The organism is Chryseobacterium endophyticum, assembly GCF_056333165.1.
In genome coordinates this window covers 41,036-62,043 of record NZ_JBWGXE010000009.1, presented here as the reverse complement: position 1 = coordinate 62,043, position 21,008 = coordinate 41,036, and the positions used below count along the sequence as shown (strand labels likewise).

10 protein-coding genes are annotated in these 21,008 nt (G+C 39.5%); 5 read left to right on the top strand and 5 right to left on the bottom strand.

Annotated elements, in window-relative coordinates; all coding sequences use genetic code 11:
• Window positions 1-24: 24 nt before the first annotated feature.
• Window positions 25-1,251, bottom strand: a complete 1,227-nt coding sequence (locus tag AC0N32_RS17285) for an aminotransferase class I/II-fold pyridoxal phosphate-dependent enzyme (protein WP_476395089.1) — start codon at window positions 1,249-1,251, stop codon at window positions 25-27.
• A gap of 148 nt (window positions 1,252-1,399) precedes the next feature.
• Here AC0N32_RS17285 and AC0N32_RS17280 point away from each other — a divergent pair, with 148 nt between their 5' ends.
• The gene (locus tag AC0N32_RS17280; RefSeq protein ID WP_476395088.1) at window positions 1,400-1,858 is read left to right on the top strand and encodes an Lrp/AsnC family transcriptional regulator; all 459 of its coding nucleotides are present in this window, start codon (window positions 1,400-1,402) and stop codon (window positions 1,856-1,858) included.
• 8 nt (window positions 1,859-1,866) lie between these two features.
• Here AC0N32_RS17280 and AC0N32_RS17275 read toward each other — a convergent pair whose 3' ends face one another.
• The 3 genes from AC0N32_RS17275 to AC0N32_RS17265 form a co-directional block, all read right to left on the bottom strand.
• The gene (locus AC0N32_RS17275) at window positions 1,867-2,898 is read right to left on the bottom strand and encodes a bestrophin family protein (RefSeq protein ID WP_476395087.1); all 1,032 of its coding nucleotides are present in this window, start codon (window positions 2,896-2,898) and stop codon (window positions 1,867-1,869) included.
• Window positions 2,899-2,992: 94 nt separating this feature from the next.
• On the bottom strand, window positions 2,993-5,065 hold the full coding sequence (locus tag AC0N32_RS17270; protein WP_476395086.1) for an alpha-ketoacid dehydrogenase subunit alpha/beta: 2,073 nt from the start codon (window positions 5,063-5,065) through the stop codon (window positions 2,993-2,995).
• An 82-nt stretch (window positions 5,066-5,147) separates the two neighbouring features.
• The gene (locus AC0N32_RS17265) at window positions 5,148-7,274 is read right to left on the bottom strand and encodes a S8 family peptidase (RefSeq protein ID WP_476395085.1); all 2,127 of its coding nucleotides are present in this window, start codon (window positions 7,272-7,274) and stop codon (window positions 5,148-5,150) included.
• A 254-nt stretch (window positions 7,275-7,528) separates the two neighbouring features.
• Here AC0N32_RS17265 and dnaE point away from each other — a divergent pair, with 254 nt between their 5' ends.
• The 4 genes from dnaE to AC0N32_RS17245 all read left to right on the top strand — a co-directional run bounded on the left by dnaE (window position 7,529) and on the right by AC0N32_RS17245 (window position 19,853).
• Window positions 7,529-12,202 (top strand): DNA polymerase III subunit alpha, encoded by a 4,674-nt coding sequence (gene dnaE, locus AC0N32_RS17260; RefSeq protein WP_476395084.1) that lies wholly within the window; start codon window positions 7,529-7,531, stop codon window positions 12,200-12,202.
• Between the two features lie 381 nt (window positions 12,203-12,583).
• Window positions 12,584-14,482 carry a choice-of-anchor J domain-containing protein gene (locus AC0N32_RS17255; RefSeq protein WP_476395083.1) on the top strand — a complete coding sequence of 633 codons (1,899 nt, stop codon included), beginning with the start codon at window positions 12,584-12,586 and terminating at the stop codon, window positions 14,480-14,482.
• A gap of 311 nt (window positions 14,483-14,793) precedes the next feature.
• Window positions 14,794-17,532 (top strand): T9SS type A sorting domain-containing protein, encoded by a 2,739-nt coding sequence (locus tag AC0N32_RS17250; protein WP_476395082.1) that lies wholly within the window; start codon window positions 14,794-14,796, stop codon window positions 17,530-17,532.
• 353 nt (window positions 17,533-17,885) lie between these two features.
• Window positions 17,886-19,853 carry a T9SS type A sorting domain-containing protein gene (locus AC0N32_RS17245; RefSeq protein WP_476395081.1) on the top strand — a complete coding sequence of 656 codons (1,968 nt, stop codon included), beginning with the start codon at window positions 17,886-17,888 and terminating at the stop codon, window positions 19,851-19,853.
• Window positions 19,854-20,125: 272 nt separating this feature from the next.
• On the opposite strand, the gene AC0N32_RS17240 is transcribed toward AC0N32_RS17245, so the two are convergent.
• On the bottom strand, window positions 20,126-20,953 hold the full coding sequence (locus AC0N32_RS17240) for an ion transporter (protein WP_476395080.1): 828 nt from the start codon (window positions 20,951-20,953) through the stop codon (window positions 20,126-20,128).
• Window positions 20,954-21,008: the final 55 nt, after the last annotated feature.

Genomic DNA, 21,008 nt, shown 5'->3' with positions numbered 1-21,008 from the left:
GAACAACAGCTTTTAAGATAATAATTAAGATATGGATATGGTTTCATGGTTGAGAATGCCTGTTTTGAACATACATTCCCTCATCTTTTCGTAAGTTCTCTCGATGTCGTGATCGAGGCCGATGGAAAATCTTATCAGACCGTCGGAGATTCCCATTTCAGCACGTTCTTCTTCAGGTATTTCAGAAGATGTTGAGCTTCCTGAGCATGAGAATAAGGTTTTGTAGAACCCGAGGCTTACCGCAAGATAGCCCAGGTTTTCTTTCTGCATCAGTTCCATCAGTTCATTGGCTTTTTCCATGGTTCCTGCGTCCAGGGTTAATAATCCTCCGAAACCGTACTCATGGTGCATCATGCTTTTCATCAGTTCGTGGTTTTTATGGGATTTCAGTCCGGGATAGGAAACTTTCAGTCCGTCTTCTTCAAATCTTTCAGCGAGATAGAGCGCGTTGTGGCTATGCTGTTTCATCCTGATATGGAGTGTTCTGAGGTTTTTCAGAATGCTTGCAGAACGGAGGCTATCCATTGTAGGTCCCAGAAGCATACAGGCTCCCGTATTGACATTTTTGGTGTCATTGATGAACTCCTGGTTTCCGCAGTAGACACCGCCAACGGTATCGCTGCTTCCATTGATGAATTTTGTAAGGGAATGGATCACGATATCCGCTCCCAATACAATGGGTGAGATGGAAAGCGGTGAGAAGGTATTGTCGACGATCAGCTTAATATCGTGCTTTTTACAGATTTCAGACAACTTTCTGAGGTCGGCAACCTCTAATAGCGGGTTGCTCACACTTTCACAGTATATAATCTTTGTGTTGGGTTTTATGGAATTTTCGACAGACTCAAAATTATTGATGTCCACGAAAGTAGTATCAATATGAAATGGAGGCAGAAAATTTTTCATGAAAGCATACGTTCCGCCGTAAATTGTTCTGCTGGAAATGATATGGTCACCGCTTTTGCAGAGCTGAAGCAATACGGAAGTGATAGCTCCCATTCCTGAAGCCGTTACATTGGCTGCCTCCGTGTTTTCCATTTTCGCCAGGGCCTGTGAAAGATACACGTTCATGGGAGATGAATGTCTTGAGTATAAATAGCAACCGTCTGCATTCCCTTCAAAGGTGTCAAACATTGTTTTTGCGGAAAGAAAAGTGTAGGTAGAGCTGTCTGATATCGACGGATTTACGCCACCGAACTCACCGAAATACTGTAAGTCCTGAATTTCATTTGCTGCATTAAATTCTTTCATATACTTTAGTTTTGGCTAAAATGAAATTATTCCAGGTTTTTTACAACATAAAGCTGAATTATTAGAATATAAATCTATGTTTGGTTAATTTGATAGAAATAAAGTTTATTATATTTGATTAATGTAAACTTTTAACAAAAATTTATCTATGGCTTTGGATGATATTGACAAAAAACTGCTTTATTTTTTACAGGAAGATTCGAAACAAACCACCAAAGAACTCTCCTATAAGTTGGGTCTGTCTGTTACTGCTGTTTATGAGCGCGTTAGGAAATTAGAAAATACAGGAGTTATTTCTAAATATGTAGCTCTTCTTGACCGTCAGAAAATTGACAGGAATTTCACGGTATTATGCCACGTAAAACTGACCCAGCATAAAAAGGAATATGTACTGCAATTTGAAAAAGAGATCCTGAATTTACAGGAAGTCACGGAATGTTTCCATGTAAGCGGGGATTATGATTATATTTTAAAGATCACCGTTAAAGACATGGAAGACTACCGTCATTTTATGTTGTCTAAACTTACTACTTTAAAACATATTGCAAGCACCCACAGTTCCTTTATGATCTCTGAGGTGAAAAATACGACGGTCATTGTTTTATAAATGTAGCTTTAAACCAGAACACCGTTTTTAGAGGCAATAGGCTCCGGTAATTCTGTTTCTCCGGTCATCTGTAAAAGGTCGATTTCAATGGTTCGGCAGATTGATAACATCGGGATGTCAAACATTAATCCTTCAAAAGGGTTTTCGGAATAGTCTCCCACAAGCTCCATGATGATATACATCCAGCCGATCATGATGCAAAAAGGGATAGAAACCCAGATTCCCCAATCTCCCAACTGCGCGAATTCACTGACCAATCCTAACGGGAGGAGCATGATGAAAATAACATTAAATACAAAAGCCGTACTGGCAAACTGTCTTGGCAATGGGAATTTTTTGATTCTTTCGGCCTGTCCCTGCAAAGTGTAAAATTCGTTCAGGCAATCCTGAAGCTGCATTTGGTTGAATTCCGAAATAGCGCCCATATTTTTCAACTCATTGACGTCCCTGGATTGCTGGGCAATGAGATAGGTGGCGAAATTTTTGTAATGAGATCTTGATTCTGCTTCTTCTTCGGATAAATATTTATTAAGAAATAAAGGCGTTCTCATGTAATCCGGGAATCCTGCCTTGATCAGGCGGTTTCGTCTGTGATCGGTTTTTTTGGTGAGTTCTTCTTCAACCTTAATATGTTCCCATTCGGTAGGAATGAGAAGCTGATCCCTGAAGGCGTACAGCCATGCAATGTGGCGGCATACAATTTTTCTTCTCCGGTCTTCAAGTTCAAACTTTCCTATGGTTTCATTTTCAGCATCAAAAGCGTATACCATAGATCCCAGCATTCGGCTGGAATTGACGATACCTCCCCAAATTTTACGGGCTTCCCATAATCTGTCGTAAGCCTGGTTGTTTTTAAAACCAACTAAAAACGCTTCGGCAGTACCGATAAGGGCCACCGGAACCCAGGGAATGATCATCCAGTTCCAGTGAAAAAAATGAAAGAGAACGGCAATCAATGTACACCAGATGGAAATAAGGATTACATGAAATCCTGATAGATTAAGAATCTGTTTGTAATTGACATATTTTGTAGTGATCATATAGAGTACGCTTTTATAAGGATTATTCAAAGTAACAAAAAGCGTACAAAAAAACCTCTAAAAAGTTTTAGAGGTTACATTTATTTTTCCTGAATTAATATTTCAGCATTTCTTCGATTTTCGCACTCAGCTTTTCAGCATTGGGGAGCATCGCTTTTTCCAGCACAAGATTGATCGGAACAGCCGGTGTATCAAGGGATCCCATAGTTTCGACCGGCGCGTCAAGATATTTGAAGCAGTTTTTGGAGATTCTATGTGCAAAAGCCTCTGCAAAGGAATTGGTTAATTGCTCTTCGGTAAGAACGAGGCATTTTCCGTGTTCTTTTACCCTTTCGAAAACCAGTTCTTCATCAAGCGGAATTAAAGTTCTTAAATCAATAACCTCCACTCTCCCGTTGAAGTTTTTCGCTGCTTCCCTGGCCCAGTAAACTCCCATGCCGTAAGTAACGACCAGTAAAGTTCTGCCTTTTTCCGTTTCATCCTTATCTGCTTCAATGATCACTTTTCCTTTACCGAAAGGCAAAATATAGTCTTCGGCAGGCTCTATCGTTTTTGCATCTTCTGTTCCCGGAACTTTGCTCCAGTAAAGACCTTTATGTTCAAGCATGACAACAGGGTTCGGGTCGTAATATGCAGCCTTTAACAGTCCTTTAAAATCTGCAGCATTACTAGGATAAGCGATCTTTATGCCTTTGATGTTGGCGAGGATGCTTTCAACGCTCCCGCTATGGTAGGGACCTCCTCCGCCATAGGCGCCGATCGGCACACGGATGATATTGCTTACCGGGAATTTTCCCTGGCTTAAATAGCTTGATTTTGAAATTTCCGTGATCAATTGATTGATTCCCGGATAAATATAATCGGCAAACTGTACTTCTACAATCGGTTTTAATCCTACGGCACTCATACCGGTCGTGGAACCGATGATGTAAGCTTCCTGAATGGCAGTATTAAATACTCTTTTGCTGCCGAATTTTTTTCCTAAAGTAACCGTTTCCCGGAAAACACCCCCGATTCTTTCTCCGACATCCTGGCCGTATAGCAAAGCCTCCGGATGCTTCCACATCAGTTCCTGAATGGCGTGGATGGCGGCATCTACCATTACTATTTTTTCACCACCATGCGGTTCACGGGTTCCTACTTCTTCAGTAATCGGAGTGGGCGCGAAAACATGGTCCATAACGGTTTGAGGTTGCGGGTCTTCGGCATTTTGAGCTCTTTCAAAGGCTTCTTCTGCTTCCAGACGCGCTTTCTTGGTGATCTGTTTTAATAATTCTTCATCAACTCCTGAGTCCAGCAGCTGATTCCTGAGGATTTCTCCCGGATCTTTAGCTCTGTGTTTTGCTAAATCTTCTTCGTCTCTGTAGAATTCCCTACGGACTCCTGAAGTATGGTGACCTATGAGAACGGTTTTTGCGCAGACTACCAAAGGTTTTCTTTCGTTACGCACAAAATCGACCGCCTTTTTCATCACTTCAAAGCTTTCAATGAAATCTGTTCCGTCAACCCTCATTCTGCTCAATCCGGTAAATCCTGCTACGAAATCGTAGGCGTCACAGGTTCTGGCTTCGTCTTTCGTTACGGAAATTCCCCATTCATTATCCTGAACCAGAAAAATTATGGGAAGCTGATGCAGGGCAGAAAACTGAAGGGCTTCACTCACTTCACCTTCTGTTACGGAGTTGTCTCCGAGGCTGCATACTACGACCGGATTATTTTCAAATTGCTGAAGATTAAAATCCTGGATGTATTTTATTCCCTGCGCAACGCCTGCTGTAGGAATCGTCTGCATTCCGGTAGCGGAGCTCTGGTGAATGATTTTTGGTTTATTTTCATCCCTGCTTGATGGATGAGCGTAATAGGATCTTCCTCCTGAAAAAGGATCATCGGCTTTTGCCAATAGCTGAAGCATGAGCTGGTAAGGTTCAAAACCTATTCCCAATAGGATGCTTTCGTCTCTGTAATACGGAGAAACCCAGTCTTCCTTTTTCAACTGGTAAGCAGTGGCCAGCTGAATCGCTTCATGTCCTCTTGATGTGCTGTGAACATATTTGGTAACATTTCTGTTTTCCTCGTAAATGTCTGCCATTGCTTTGGCAAGCATCATATGGTTGTAGGCTTTAAGCAAAATTTCCTGGGAAACTTTTTCGTGAAGTGTATTTTCCATAGAAAGCAAAGATAAACAAAAAAACAAAACACTAACAATCGTTAGTGTTTTGTTTTGTATGCCGCTGAAAAAGCTGTTTTTTTTATTCTTTAATCACCTTTTTAGAGATGGTGTCACGATCTGTTTTTACCTCTATAATGTAGATTCCTTTGATGTATGAAGATAAATCTACAGAAGTTTCGCCGTTACTGATTCTTCCACTTTGAAGTTTTTTACCCGAAAGATCATAAACATTGTAAGTAGACTTCGATGGAGCTTTAAGAACTTTAACAAAATCCTTAGTAAGGGTAGGTGATATTATAATTCCGCTGGCTGAATTTGTAATTTCTGCCGTGCCCAGAATTGAGCCGTATCCTGTTGCTATGATGGAATAATTCTGAGGACTTGTAACCGGCGAGGCTGCATTATTTACCAAAGTTCCTTTATGGGTTACTTCAATTCGATAAGTTCTGCCAGCAACCGGGTTGTCAATAACAACCTGTTCAACGTTGTCTACTGTGTTGTCACCTTTAACTGCGGTGTTTGGGCTTGTTGCATTTAGCTTCCAAGGTAAATAAACTGTTCCGGTTTCATTATCAATTACCCTAAGATCTAAATCGTTGACGAGTCTTGAGTTTCTGTTGTTATATAGGTTTGACCAAAGATTGGAAGTTATTTTAAACTCAGGGTCGATCCATGAGATCGTTACTTTAATCGGCTGGTCTCCGGCTGCTACAATCGATTTTTTATTATTTCCTCCATTATTGAGGGTTTCATTACTAAAAATAACTGAACCATTAGATTTTCCAACTAATAGCTCAGCCCCTTTTTTAGCATCAATAAATCCCCACCCGAATAATGGATCAGGGCCTACGTTTCCTGCTTCGGCAGCAGAATGAATCATTAACGTTTTTGCAGAAGCTGCATTCAGCTCCTCATTATTGAACAATTGCTTATTGATTTGTGTCCAAAGCCCAATAATCCCCGTTACCACAGGAGCTGAAAATGACGTGCCGTCTCCAACTGTTATAGATTGGCTTCCTACTAAATTTTCTGCTGTTGAAGCACTTCCTACTCTTGTGCCTACTGCTGTGATATCCGGTTTAATACCTCCGTCATCTCTAGGGCCGGCACTACTATAATCAGAATGCACAACATCACTTGCGGTAGTGTATCTTCCATTATTTATAACAATTCTGTCTGTCGCTCCAACGACGATAATGTTTTTTGCTAAAGAACCAGGACCAATACAGTCGTATCCGGGGCTGCAATTTGTTATAGGAAGTGTGTCTGTAGAGTCAAACTCAACCATTGTACCCGTATTATCTTGGTAATATTTTGGAAATGTTGACGTTCCTGGATAGTCAGGTCCTAAACCGAAATAATTTCCTGATGATTTAACAATAATATATGAAGGGTTGGTATAGACAATCTGATCGTAATTTTGATCACTTGTGAAATAAGTTCCCTGTAAATCAAAGGATGTATTAGGGCTGCCATATGCGCCATTCCAAACCCATGCATTGGTTCCGTTGACTGTTTTTACATCCCATCCTTGATTTGAACCGTATGAGTGATTGGATATTTTTGGCTGGGCTATTAGGATCTTTTGAAAAACCGTGCTTTGTGTTGAAAGACCCGGGAGTTGTGTTGTTGCAAATGCATAGGAATCAATAAAAGAATTTTTTGCGATTCCCTGGAAATTGATTAATCTGCTGGAGCCATCCGTAAACGTTACGTTCTGGCTAAAGGTTTTTGCTCCAATAAACCCGCACACAGATGTGGCATGACTACTGAAATTCATGGTGCTGGCTTCTTTGTTGGTGATCCTGTTTGGGAGATTGTTGAAAAAAACGTGGCCTGCAAATGCTCTTCCACCGTCAAAAACAGTGAATTTAATATCTTCTCCATTAAATGAACCTGTTAGTCCTCCTATAGTGCCATTCTGTAAAAAATCCGAATTTGAATTTTTGATCTGATCCATATCTTCAGCTTTAAGAAAATAGGGTTTGCCGTCAGGATCGAACCCTGCAAGATTAGCTCTCTGCTCTTCGATTTCCTTTAATGTTTCCGGGGATTTATTTTCGCCGTATTTTTTAGATACGTAGCTGTCGAATTTCTTATTGTTTTCTATTTTTTGTATCTCAAACTCTCTCATCAAGGCATCATTGTTCTGTGCGCCAATTAAAGTGATGAGTAATGTACTAATAAAGACTAGACTTTTCTTCATGCCGGTTAGTAATTATAAAATTTTGCATCACAAATGTAATTAAAATATGTAATTTTCAAAAAATAGTTATAGATCTGATAATTGATATTAATAAAATTTTAATTAATCTTAATGTTTTTAGCAAATCGATCTGTATTCTTAAAACTATTTTTTGAAGCAGATTTGATATTTATTTTAAAAACAATCTGAAAATAGTATAGCAATAAAAAATGAAGTAACTTTACATTCTCTTTTAATAAAAGCTAGAAAAATACATGTATTTAGTTTTTGACACAGAAACCACAGGTTTACCGAAGAATTTCAACGCTCCGCTTTCAGATTCAGACAACTGGCCAAGAATGGTACAGATTGCGTGGCAGTTGCATGATGATGACGGAACATTAATTGAAAATCAGGATTATATTATAAAACCGGAAGGATACGATATTCCTTTCAACGCCGCAAGAATTCACGGGATTACGACAAAAATAGCCAATGAGGAAGGTCGCGATCTTACTGAAATTTTAAATGAATTTTCTAAAGTTTTAGAGAAAGTAAGAGTTGTTTCCGGACATAATGTCGAGTTCGACTATAATATTGTCGGGGCAGAATTTTACCGCAAAAATATTAAGGATAATCTTCAGGAAAAGCCTAGAGCCGACACGATGGTTCTGGGGACCGATTTCTGCCAGCTTGGCGGAGGTCGTGGCGGTAGATTTAAACCTCCAAAACTTGAGGAGCTTTATGAGAAACTTTACGGACATAAATTCGACGAAGCCCATAATGCCGCGGCTGACGTAAATGCCACTGCCCAGGTTTTCTTCGAAATGATGAGGATCGGAGTGATTCCTTCGGAGGTTTTGAAAATTTCCGAAGATCAGCTTACGTATTTCAAGACACTTTATCCGGATCCTATAAAACCTTTCAATATTGTTATCAGAAGGCAGGTTGCTGATTTTAACAATAAGAAAAAACAACAGGATTTCGGAAGTATTGATGAGATTGATCTCGGGAAATATTTCAATTTTAACAATCACAGTGTTTTCTCTACTCTTTCGGCGACTTCCAGCATTAATGATCTGATTAAAAAAGCTACTGATGATAATTTCCCGGCCGTCGGAATGGTGGATTTAGGTAATATGATGGGAGCTTTTAAATTCGTTTCTGCAGTAGAAAGTGTAAATGGCGACAGGACGAAAAAATATAAAGAATATTTAGCAAAAAAACAGGAAGCTGAAGAAAAAGGTGAAGTTTTTAATGAAACAGAGCCGGTTTCAGAACCGCTGATTCCTGTCGTAGGCTGCGAGTTTTATATATCCGACCGGTATGAGCAAAAGCAGTTTACTAAGGATGATCCCGACAGGAGAACGCAGGTTGTTTTGCTGGCAAAAGATTTTAACGGATATAAAAATTTAGCGAAACTTTCAAGTATCGGTTTTCTCAAAGGATTTTATTTTGGAGTTCCGAGGATAAGCCGGGAATTGATCGCACAATATAAAGAAGGGATGATTGCTCTGACTTCGGGTATCAACGGTGATATTCCGGATGCGATTTTAAATACCGGGGAACAGAAAGGGGAGGAGCTTTTCAAATGGTGGAAAGATACCTTCCGGGATGATTTCTATGTTCAGATCCAGAACCATAAGCTGCCTGAAGAAGAACATTTGAATGATGTTCTCCTTCACTTTGCAGATAAATATAATGTTAAGATTTTAGCGCAGAACGAAACGTTTTATACCAATAAAGACGACTCCAATATCCAGGATATCGTAAGCTGTATCAAAGATGGGGAAAAACTTTCAACACCGGTAGGTAAGGGCTTTGGTAAAAGAAGAGGTCTTGCAACAGGAGAGTATTATATTAAAAATTCAGATGAAATCAAAGAAGCTTTTTTAGCATATCCCGATGCTTTTGATGCTTATGAAGAGTTTACTGCAAAATTTAAACCTTACACTTTAAAGAGAGATGTTCTTCTTCCAAAATTTGATATCCCACAGGAATTCGTTCATGCAGAAGATGAAGTGGATGGAGGAAAACGTGGTGAGATGGCTTATCTCACCTATTTAACGTACGAAGGGGCCAGGAAAAGATATGGAACTGACGGCATTACGGCAGACATAAAAGAGCGTCTTGATTTCGAACTTGAAGTTATTGCAAATACAGGGTATCCGGGATACTTCCTTATTGTACAGGATTTTTGTAATGAAGCCCGTAAAATGGGAGTTTGGGTTGGTCCGGGACGGGGTTCGGCAGCAGGTTCCGCGGTAGCATACTGTATCGGAATTACGAATGTAGACCCGATTAAATACGATCTCCTTTTCGAGAGATTCCTTAACCCGGAAAGGGTTTCCATGCCGGATATTGATATTGATTTTGATGATGAAGGACGTGACCGGATCATCAAATGGGTAATCGATAAATACGGACAGAACCAGGTGGCACAGATTATTACGTATTCGGTTCTGGGAGGTAAATCAGCCATTAAAGATGCCGGAAGGGTTCTCGATGTTCCGATTCCTGATACGAATAATATTGCCAAGCTGATTCCTTCCACACCCGGGATGAATATTGCGAAAGCTTTGGCGAAATACGATAAATTAAAACCGGAAGAACAGCAGCTTGTTGATGAAATGAGATTTGTTCTCGACAGTCCTTCGGATCCCCGTCATGATGTCTTGGCGAGTGCGAAAAAAATGGAAGGATGTATCAGGAATACAGGAATTCACGCCTGTGGAGTAATCATTACACCGGAAGATGTCAGTAATCTGGTTCCGGTAACGATTGCCGCGAAAGACGCGGATATTCTGGTTTCCCAGTTTGATAACTCAGTTGCGGAAAGTGCGGGCCTTCTGAAGATGGACTTCCTGGGATTGAGAACGCTGACTATCATTAAAGATGCACTTAAGCTCGTTAAAGAAAGACATGGTGTCGATATTGATCCTGATGAAATTCCTTTGGACGATACTAAAACTTATCAGCTGTTTAAAGAAGGGAGGACGATCGGTATTTTTCAGTATGAAAGTCCCGGAATGCAAAAGTATATGAGAGAGCTTAAGCCAACGGTTTTTGCTGACCTTATTGCGATGAATGCACTTTACCGCCCCGGCCCGATTAAATATATTCCGAACTTTATCAACCGGAAGCACGGGATCGAGGAGATTGTATATGATTTGCCGGAAACTGAAGAGTATTTAAAAGAAACTTACGGAATTACGGTGTACCAGGAGCAGGTAATGCTTTTGTCCCAGAAATTGGCCAACTTTACAAAAGGTGAAGCCGATACGCTAAGAAAAGCAATGGGAAAAAAGCAGATTGATGTTCTTAATAAAATGTATCCTAAATTTATTGAAGGCGGAAGAAAAAACAATCTTGATGAAGAAAGATTAGAAAAAATATGGAACGACTGGAAAGCATTCGCTGAATATGCTTTCAATAAATCCCACTCAACCTGTTATGCGTTTATTGCTTATCAGACTGCATTTTTAAAAGCCAATTACCCGGCAGAATACATGGCAAGTGTGATGAGTAATAACATCAACAATACAGATTCGATCACCATGTTTATGGAGGACTGTAAAAGTATGGGAGTGGATGTTCTGGGTCCCGATGTGAATGAATCTCAGTATAAGTTTTCGGTAAACGAAAAAGGACAGATCCGTTTTGGTTTAGGAGCTATCAAAGGTATTGGGGAAGGACCGAGTGAAGCCATTACAAGAGAGCGGGCAAACGGAAGATTTAAAAATATTTATGACTTCTTTGAAAGAATTCTTCCTTCTCAGATGAACAAAAGAGTGGCGGAAAGTTTGGTTCTGGCAGGAGCTTTTGATGAGCTGGATTCCTTTCACAGAGGTCAGTACTTCGATATTGATATGGCGGGAAGAACAAATCTGGAAAGACTGATCAGATACGGGCAGAGTTTCCAGGAAAGTAAAAATGAAATGGAAAATTCGCTGTTTGCAGATTTTGCGGAAGAAGTTCAGATCGAGCAGCCGAAACTGCCGCCGTGTCCAGAATGGCCGAATATGCACAAGCTGAATAAAGAAAAGGAAACCATTGGGTTTTATCTTTCTGCGCATCCGCTGGATGAGTTTAAGTTTCAATACCAGTTCATGCAGGGTCAATTGTCTAAAAAGGCGGTTTTGGAGAAAGAAGAAGAGATTAAAATAGTTATTGACGAACCTCCTATTCTCGAACAGGATGTACCGGATGTTGCTGATCTTGTGGAAATCGTTTCCGATGAATTGGTGGCCGGTGAAGAAGAAATTGTTGAGGAAGTTACCAAAAAAGCGGAACCTAAAGGTATCTTTCATTTTCTGAATCTTGATGAGGTGGATGCATATAAGGAACAGGCTTTTGCCAACAAGCAGGAAGAGCTTTTCGAGGAAAAGAAAAAAGACTGGAAAACGCTTCAGAAAGAAAGAGAAAATGGAGGCGGCGGAAAAGAATATACCGTAGCAGGTCTTATTACCGAATATCGTGTGCAGGATGGTTTCAGAAGTGGCGAAAAGGTTGCCTTTGTAACCCTGGAGGATTATTCAGGTTCTTATTCCTTCAGGCTTGGTGACCGTGATTATATGCGACTGAAGGAAAAACTCGAAGTTCAGCGGTTCGTGATCTTTAAAATTAAATTTGCCCAAGTGAAAGATGGAAGGGTTTTTGTGAATGTAAATGACGTGATCGAGCTTCAGGAAGCATTCGAGAGATTTGCCAAGAGCATTTCTCTTGTGATGGATGTCATGGATTTCAGGCCCGAGGATCTTACTTTTTTCAGAACGGTTCTTGAAAGAAATCAGGGGAATCAGAAGTTGAAGTTTTATATTAAAAATATCGACGATGATTCAAAGGTGGAGCATCTCGAAGTACAGTCGATGAAACATTCGGTCAATCTTAGCGGTGAACTTATTAAGGAGATTCAATTGCTGAATAAATATGAATTTTATTTAAATTAAATTCAATTAAAACGTAATGAAAAAGTGGCTTTTAAAGTCACTTTTTTTTGTTTGTGATAGTTTCGTTAATACTAAACACTTGTTAAACGATTAATTTATGATGTGAAACATAAGTATATAAAGAAAATAGACTGTTGATAGATTATTGTTAAAAATAGGTGAAATAATGATTGATTTTCGGATTTTTAGTTTATATGTTGTTGATAATCAATTTTGTAAATATATCATTTAATTTAGAATAATAATGTTTTTTAACGTAATTGATTATTATTAGTTATTTATTTAATATTTTTTATGATTTTTTATTAAAAAAATTAACATAACCTTTCATATTATATAATTTATTAATACTTTTATCCCCTAATTTTAATTTACTAACGAATGAAAAAACTGTTATTCCTTATTCTGGGATTGCCTGCTTTAAGTTTTGGGCAATGGACAGAAAACTTTGATGCCGATACCACGATGCCTTCTGGTTGGGCTGTTATCAATAACGGAGGCGCCAATGGCTGGGTATTTGGGGCCCCGGGTGCCGGATCTGCGCAATCAGGAGCTAATGTTGCGTCGATTACGTATAATTCTACGGCTCATAATGATTATTTGATTACAAAGGCTATTCCTGTGACAGCCGGTTTAAGCGATAGGATTTCTTTTTATGTAAAGTCAAGAAGTTCTTCTTTTCTCGAAAATTATGAGGTTTTGCTCTCTACGACTGATCAGACTGCCGGTGCTTTCACAACGGTACTTCAGGCTACGGAAAAGGCGCCGTCAACTTGGACGAAGAAGACATTTAGTTTGTCGGCCTATGCGGGTCAAACGGTGTATGTTGCTGTTCATGCAACGGATACGGATCAATATCAATTGTATGCAGATACATTTGTGGTAGATGCTGTTCCTACAACGGCTCCACCGTGTACGACGATTACCTCGCCGACAAGCGGTGCTACAGGAGTGAATCCGGACGGGGTTTTAAACTGGAGTTTTGTTGCGGCGGCAAACGGATATAAAGTAAAGGTAGGTACATCTCCCGGAGGAAATGATGTTGTCGATAATATCGACGCCGGAAATGTGCTTACTTATAATATCACAGGGAATTTAAATGCCGGCACTACATATTATGCGACCGTAACCCCGTATAATGCTGTTGGTGACGCTACGGGATGTTCAGAGATCTCTTTTACAACAGTTGCTGCTCCTTCCAATGATGATTGTGCAGGTGCGATAACATTAACTGTAAATCCTGATTTGTTGTGTGGTACTACATCTTCAGGAACGACGATCGCTGCAAGTCCGTCCGCGGAAACAGCGCCAAGTTGTGGTCCTAATGGGGTGAATGATGATGTCTGGTTCAAGTTTACGGCTACCAGTACTGCCCATAGAATCTCACTTTCTAATGTGTCAGGATCTACTGATATGGCAATGGCTGTTTATAGTGGTGATTGCGGAAATTTAGTACAGGTCGTTTGTACTGATCCTGATTCTGTTGATTTAACCGGATTAACAGTTGGCCAGGAGTACAAAGTAAGAGTTTGGACTTACTCTTCTACGGTAACTACAACCGCGACATTTGATATTTGTGTAGGAACTCTTCCTCCGCCACCTTCAAATGACGAGTGTTCAAATGCGGTGCCATTGACTGTAGGTTCGATATTTGACCAATTTGCTGTTTCAGGAACAACGTTAAGCTCTTCAAATTCTAATGCTTTGACTGCTGATTGTCTGTTTACGCCTACCAATGTAGGAGGTAATGTGTGGTATTCCGTAGTAGTTCCTGCTTCTGGTGACTTGACTATTGAAACTGCTGCGGTGACTGGTTCTCCTCTGGCGGATACTGTGATGTCTGTATTTACTGATTGCGGTACTACCACTTCTATCGAATGTGATGATGATACCGGTAATGGTAACTTCTCTAAAATTGAATTAACAGGACAGACTCCGGGCGCGACTCTATTGGTGAGTGTTTGGAAGTATTCTACAGCGACAGATGGAGCATTCCAGATTTCTGCGTATGATTCATCGATTGTTTTGGCGACAAATGAAACCAAAGGTGCTAAAAACAGCATTAAAGTGTATCCGAATCCGTTCAGTGATGTGTTGAGTATTTCTGATGTGTCTAATGTTAAGAATGCTTATGTTTCGGATCTTACGGGTCGTTTAGTGAAAACTATTGCAAACCCGGGATCTCAGCTTCAGCTTGGAGAATTGAAACAGGGAATGTATTTGGTTACTTTGGAAATGAAAGATGGTTCTAAGCAAACCTTTAAAACAATCAAAAAATAGATTGTAATTCATTTATGATATTGATAGCGGCTTTTTTAGCCGCTATTTTTTTTATATCAAAGAAATTATTTTTTTATGTTAAATGGTAATTCTGCTTGTTAGCTCATGGATTTTTTTTCATTGTAAATGTTTGAGAATGAGTATTTAAAATAATTCATTAATTTGAGAATTTAATTATAAAATTAAACATTTATTTAATTTTATTCATTTTTTAGGCTTTTTTATTGATTTTTAAATATTAAAATTGGGTTAAATTTTAATATTATGTAATTTATGTATAATTTTATCGCCTAATTTTAATTTAACTGAGTATGAAAAAACTTAATTTACTGTTTCTGTTTTTGATGTGCTTATTTGCATGTCAAACATATCAGGGACAAAATTTTACGGTCACGACCTGTTTAACGGGGGTTTCGTCTAATGTGTACGGACCCATGAACAGTAATTCGACGGCTAACAGTAAAAACAGAACCGCATTTATTCTTCCTGCTTCCCAGATTTCTGCGCTAAGCGGGGGTACAATTACAGGGACCTATTTCAGAAGGCTTGCTACTTCAGGATCGCTTCCTTCGGGCACGACTTTTAAAATTTATCTGAAAAACACATCTGCTACAGATTTTGGTTCGGGCTCGCCTGATTGGGCTACTGAAATTTCAACAGCGACATTGGTGTATGATTCAGATCCTGCTACGGCGGTAGGTGCTACTGCCGGATTCAAACAGTTTTCTCACTCTGTCAATTTCGCGTATACGACGGGGAGTAACTTAGCAGTATATTTAGAGTATACCCAGACTACTGCTCCTTCTTCAAGTATTACCTGGGATTATGAATATGGTACAACCTGTATTTCTACCACAAATAGCAATACCACTAAGTATCTGAATACGACAGGTGCTTTTACGGCAACACTCACCAGTTCAAATTACAGAAGACCTGTAATTGGTTTTGATGTAACCTATCCTGCTGCAGTTGCTGCTCCTCCTTGTACGACGATTGCATCACCGACGGCTAATGCTACCGGTGTTTCAGTAACGCCTACTTTTACATGGTCTGGCGTTCTGGGGCAAAACGGAGCTACCAGCTATGTTGTTAATTTAGGAACAACTTCAGGAGGTACAGACGTTATGAACGGAGTTGATGTTGGTAATGTTACATCTTACACAATACCTGCCGGTGCTCCTCTTAACTTCAATCAACAATATTATCTTACTGTAATTTCGAAGAATGCTATAGGAAGTTCTACAGGATGCACAGAGCGGGCTTTCACGACGGCAAATATCAGCTGTCCTTCTGTAAGTGCTCCCCTCTCGGCCGCTACGGGTGTTTCTACAACTCCTACCATTACATGGGCTGCCTCTGCGGGTGCGACAGGGTATAAGATTTCTATGGGAACGACATCTGGAGGAACGGATGTTTTAAATAACGTAGATCTAGGAAACGTGACAACCTATACTTTAGGTACGCCATTGAATACTTCTACTACCTATTATTATACGGTTAATGCTTATAATCCAAATTCAACTTCTTCATCCTGTACAGTAAGAAACTTTACAACCGTTTGTACTACTTTAACACCAAACTACACAAATAACTTTTCTCCATTCCCGGGAGCTTGCTGGTCACGTCTCAATGGAGGAACACCTTCTACAGGTCCTGGAACGGGTACCACTAATTACTGGGTAGAAGCTGGATTCTTAAATTCAGGCTCCACTGGTGCAGCAAAAATCAATCTTTTTTCAACAGGAAGAAACGGCTGGCTGCTTTCGCCAACATTCAATTTGTCAGCGGGAGGATACAGACTTAAATTTGATTATGGATTGACAGGTTTTTTTGTAACTACGCCAAGTGCCATGGGATCTGATGATGTTGTGCAGCTTTTAGTTTCAACCAATGGAGGAACGACATGGAATGTTCTTCAGACCTGGAATGCGGCTAATGCTCCTACTAATACGACCAATACTTATATTCTTAACCTGAGTGCCTATACAGGAACTAACGTGATTTTTGCAATGTACGGTAGCGATGGTACAGTAGACGATACGCAAGATTATGATTTCTTTGTGGATAATTTTATTGTTGAGACCATTCCGGCTTGTGATACCCCGACAGCGTTAGTTTCTTCTTCGGTTACGACAACGCAAGCAACAGTGTCCTGGACAGCACCAGCGGTAGCTCCATCAAGTGGATATGACATTTATTACAGTAATACAAACACTGCGCCTACAGCTTCTACTACAGCTTCTATATCTGCTGTAATGGCGACTTCAAAAGTATTGACCTTTTCTTCAATGTCTACTTATTACGTATGGGTAAGATCTAACTGTGGTGGTGCACAGAGTTCGTGGGTAGGGCCTATAAGCATTACGCCTCCGCCTGCTAATGATAATTGTTCAGATGCTGTTAATTTAGTTCCGGGTGGTAATTTTGCGCAAAATGCTGTGACCGGAACTATCGTTGGCGCTACGAATACGCCGGCACTCGGTGCAAGTTGCTTATTTACACCTACAAATGTTGGAGGTAATGTATGGTATAAAGTTACGGTTCCTGCTTCTGGTAGTTTAACCATTGAAACTGATGCAGTGGCAGGCTCTCCATTAACGGATACCGTTTTATCTGTGTTTGCTGACTGTAATACCACGACTTCTGTAGCTTGTGATGATGATACGGGTAATGGTAACTTCTCTAAAATCGTCTTGACAGGGCAGACTCCTGGTGCTGTATTGTTGGTAAGTGTTTGGAGGTTCTCTACAGCAACAGACGGAGCTTTCCAGATTTCAGCGTATGATTCTTCTGTCTTGGCGACAAATGAATCTTCACGTGGTAAAAAAGCTTTAGTGGTTTATCCGAATCCATTTAACGATGTATTAAATATATCTGATGTTTCAAAAGTTAAAAATGTTTTTGTGACGGATTTTGCCGGTAGATTAGTAAAAACAATAGCAAATCCTGGATCTCAGTTTCAACTGGGTGAACTAAAACAAGGAGTGTATTTAGTGACCTTAGAAATGAAAGATGGTTCAAAACAAACCATAAAGGCAATTAAAAAATAACTTTTAATCCTTATCATAAATTTAGCGGCCAGGTTTCTGTCCGCTATTTTTTTTCAACAGAATCTTCACTGAATGTTTTTATGACTATGTAAGTGATTTAAAATTTAAATAAAAAAATAAATCGTATGATTTACAGATAGTTGGTATATATAAGAAGATGTGATATTTATAAAAGTCTGGAAATATAAAATTTATTTCACTATTTAATGATAAAAAAGTGAAATCGATAAGTTTTGTAGGTAAATATTGAGTTTTCCGTGTTTTTAACTGTCTGTTGTTGATTTTTTTAAAAAAATAATATGTAATATGTAAATTATTACTAATTTAGTGTATTAATCAGCAAAAATAAATTTATGACAAAATTTCTACTCTCATGCTTATTGTTTTTAAGTATGATGCTTCACGCACAAATAACTTTGGGTGAAGGCAGCACAGATGTCGGAATAGCTCCGATCAGTACTTATTACGGCTATTCGTATACACAGCAGATTTACACCAAACAGGAAATTAATGCGAATGCAGCCGGTAATATTACAGGACTGAAATTCTACCTGGATCCTTCAATGTCAATTGAAAATTCGGCAGAGTGGGTGGTATATCTTGGACAGACTTCAAAAACAGACTTTACTTCAGATTCAGACTGGATTCCGGCTTCACAGCTTACACAGGTGTTTTCGGGAACTGTAACCAATGCTAATGGTGTCATTGAAATTACTTTTGCTACACCTTTCCCGTACAATAATGTGGATAATCTGGTGGTGGCAGCAGAAGAAAATTCTCCGGGATACGATTTTAATGATTTTGATGAAGCGATGTATGTATATACCGGAATGCCAAATTCTACTCTTACCTTTAGAAATGACAATGACAATCCGGATCCGACTTCTCCTCCTGATGGTAATCTCCAGAATTATAAATCTGTAATCACATTGGAAGGTTTGACATTGAGTCCTATTCCTAATTGTCCTGTTATTACTTATCCTGGAAATAATTCTGCTTACTTTCCTTTGTTAGGTACGATCAACTGGAATACTGCTCCGGGAGCGACAAGTTATAAAGTTTATATTGGCACAACTTCCGGTGGCACCGATATTGCGAACGCAGTTTCCGTAACCACAAACAGTTATACACCGTCAACTCCGTTTCCTTCTAACACCAATCTTTACCTTAAAGTTGTGGCTGTAGGTGCAGGGGGGGAATCTTCAGGATGTTCAGAAATAATGTTTACCTCTGCACCGCCATTGCCGACCAATGATGAGTGTGCAACAGCAGTTGCTTTAACGGTAAATCCTGATTTGAGCTGCGGTACGGTAACTCCTGGATATACGCTAGGTGCTACCGACTCGGGAACAGATCCTGATCCTTGTTATGGAAATCCTGATGATGATGTTTGGTTTAGCTTTGTTGCTACACAGACAAGACATAAAATATCACTTTTAAATATTCAGGGTATAGGAACCGACACAAGTAATAACGAAACATATTTTCAGGTATTCAGCGGAGGATGTGGAGCCTTATCAAGTATCTTATGTTCATACGACAGTTCGAATGAGGTTACAGATCTTACACCGGGTGAAACTTATCTCGTAAGAGTGTATAGCTACGGCGGGGCAGATGCTCATCAGGCTTTTGATATCTGTGTAGGTACTTATCCGCCGCCGCCTGCAAATGATGACTGCGCAGGAGCTCTTCCTGTTACGGTTTTCCCATATACTTATCAGCAGACAGATGCTGAGGGAATTACAAATAACGCGGGTATTGTAGATGTATGCAGTAATGGTATGAATGATGGAGCATGGTTTACTTTCGTTGGTGATGGCGATACCTATAACATTACGGTTACAATGCCGGCTGGAAGCAATTTTGATCCTCAGATTGGGGTGTACAGTGGCGTATGCTCTGCTTTATCATGCGAAGATACTGTAGATAATGGATTTGCGGGTGGTACTGAAACGCTCTCTGTTCCTACATTAGCCGGAAATACTTATTATGTGAACGTGGGTCATTACAGTGGCTTTGATGATCAGCCTGAAGGTGTTTTCACAATTGATATTACAAAAGGTACGTTAGGGACTTCTGATGTAAAATCTGAAAAGAAAACTATTAAAGTATATCCGAATCCTTTCACAGATGTAGTAAATATAGCCGATGCTGGAAACGTAAAATCGGTTTCCGTTTCTGATGTTTCAGGAAGACTGCTGAAAGTGATTGATAACCCGGGAGCTTCAATTAACTTAGGAGAATTGAGACAGGGAATGTATTTATTGACACTTACAATGAAAGACGGTTCAAAACAAACCGTAAAAACAATCAAAAAATAATTGTAAATAATACTAAAATGAAAGGCGGTCTTTTTAAGATCGCCTTTTTTAGTTAAATAAGTTGTAATAATGCTATTTGTCTGCAGGAACGGGTTGTAAATCTCCCCTATTCAGGCTTTCAAAGACTGCCGGAAAAAACGTAACAAGAATAAAATAAATGACAACCATTAGTACAATTAAAGAAAATAATATGATTACTAAATTATTGGGTTTGTTCTTCTTTTTTGGTTCCATGATGTTGAGTATTTGTTAATAGATGATTATTATTTACACTAAGCCAATTTCTTGCCACACTGCTTGCAATATCGTGCATCGTCATCAATATCTTCATTTCCGCATCGGTCACATATTTTTTCCAGATTTTGTCTCTTGTTGCGCATCTCGGCAGTTACGATTCCTGTAGGAACCGCAATGATGGAATAACCCGCCAGCATTAAAACAACAGCGAAAAATTTTCCCATGGGCGTAATCGGAGAAACGTCACCATAACCAACGGTAGTCACCGTTACCACAGCCCAGTAGATCGACTGCGGAATCGTTTCAAAACCCGGCCTGCCGCCTTCCACCATAAACATCAGCGAGCCAACGATTACCGAAAAAATAATTAAAAATAAAAGGAAAATATAAATTTTTCTCGAACTGTTTTTTAATGCCCGCACAATCACGGTGCCGTCGTTCATGAAATCCATAAGGTTGAAAACCCTGAAAACCCTCAGCATTCTCAGCATCCTGAAAATTAAAAAGTATTTTGTGACAGGAAAGATAAAACTCAGGTAAAACGGAATCAGCGCCAGGAAATCAATGATCCCGAAAAAACTGAAAATATAATGACGTTTGTTTTTTACCACTGCAATTCTTGAAATATATTCTGCTGAAAAAAAGATGGAAATGATCCATTCCAGAATAATAAAAGTATAGTGAAACCTCTTGTCAAGCCTTGGTATGCTTTCCATCATGATAATAGCCGTACTGATAAGGATAAGGGACAGCAGGGTGATGTCGAACAGCTTCCCGAGCTTTGTATCTGAACGGTAAATGATTCTGTAGAGATATCGCTTCCACCATGCGTCTTCCGGAACAAGATTATGCTCTCTGTCCATTCTAATGTTTTTTTAAATATAACAAATTATCCTTATTTTCGTGACAAACATACAG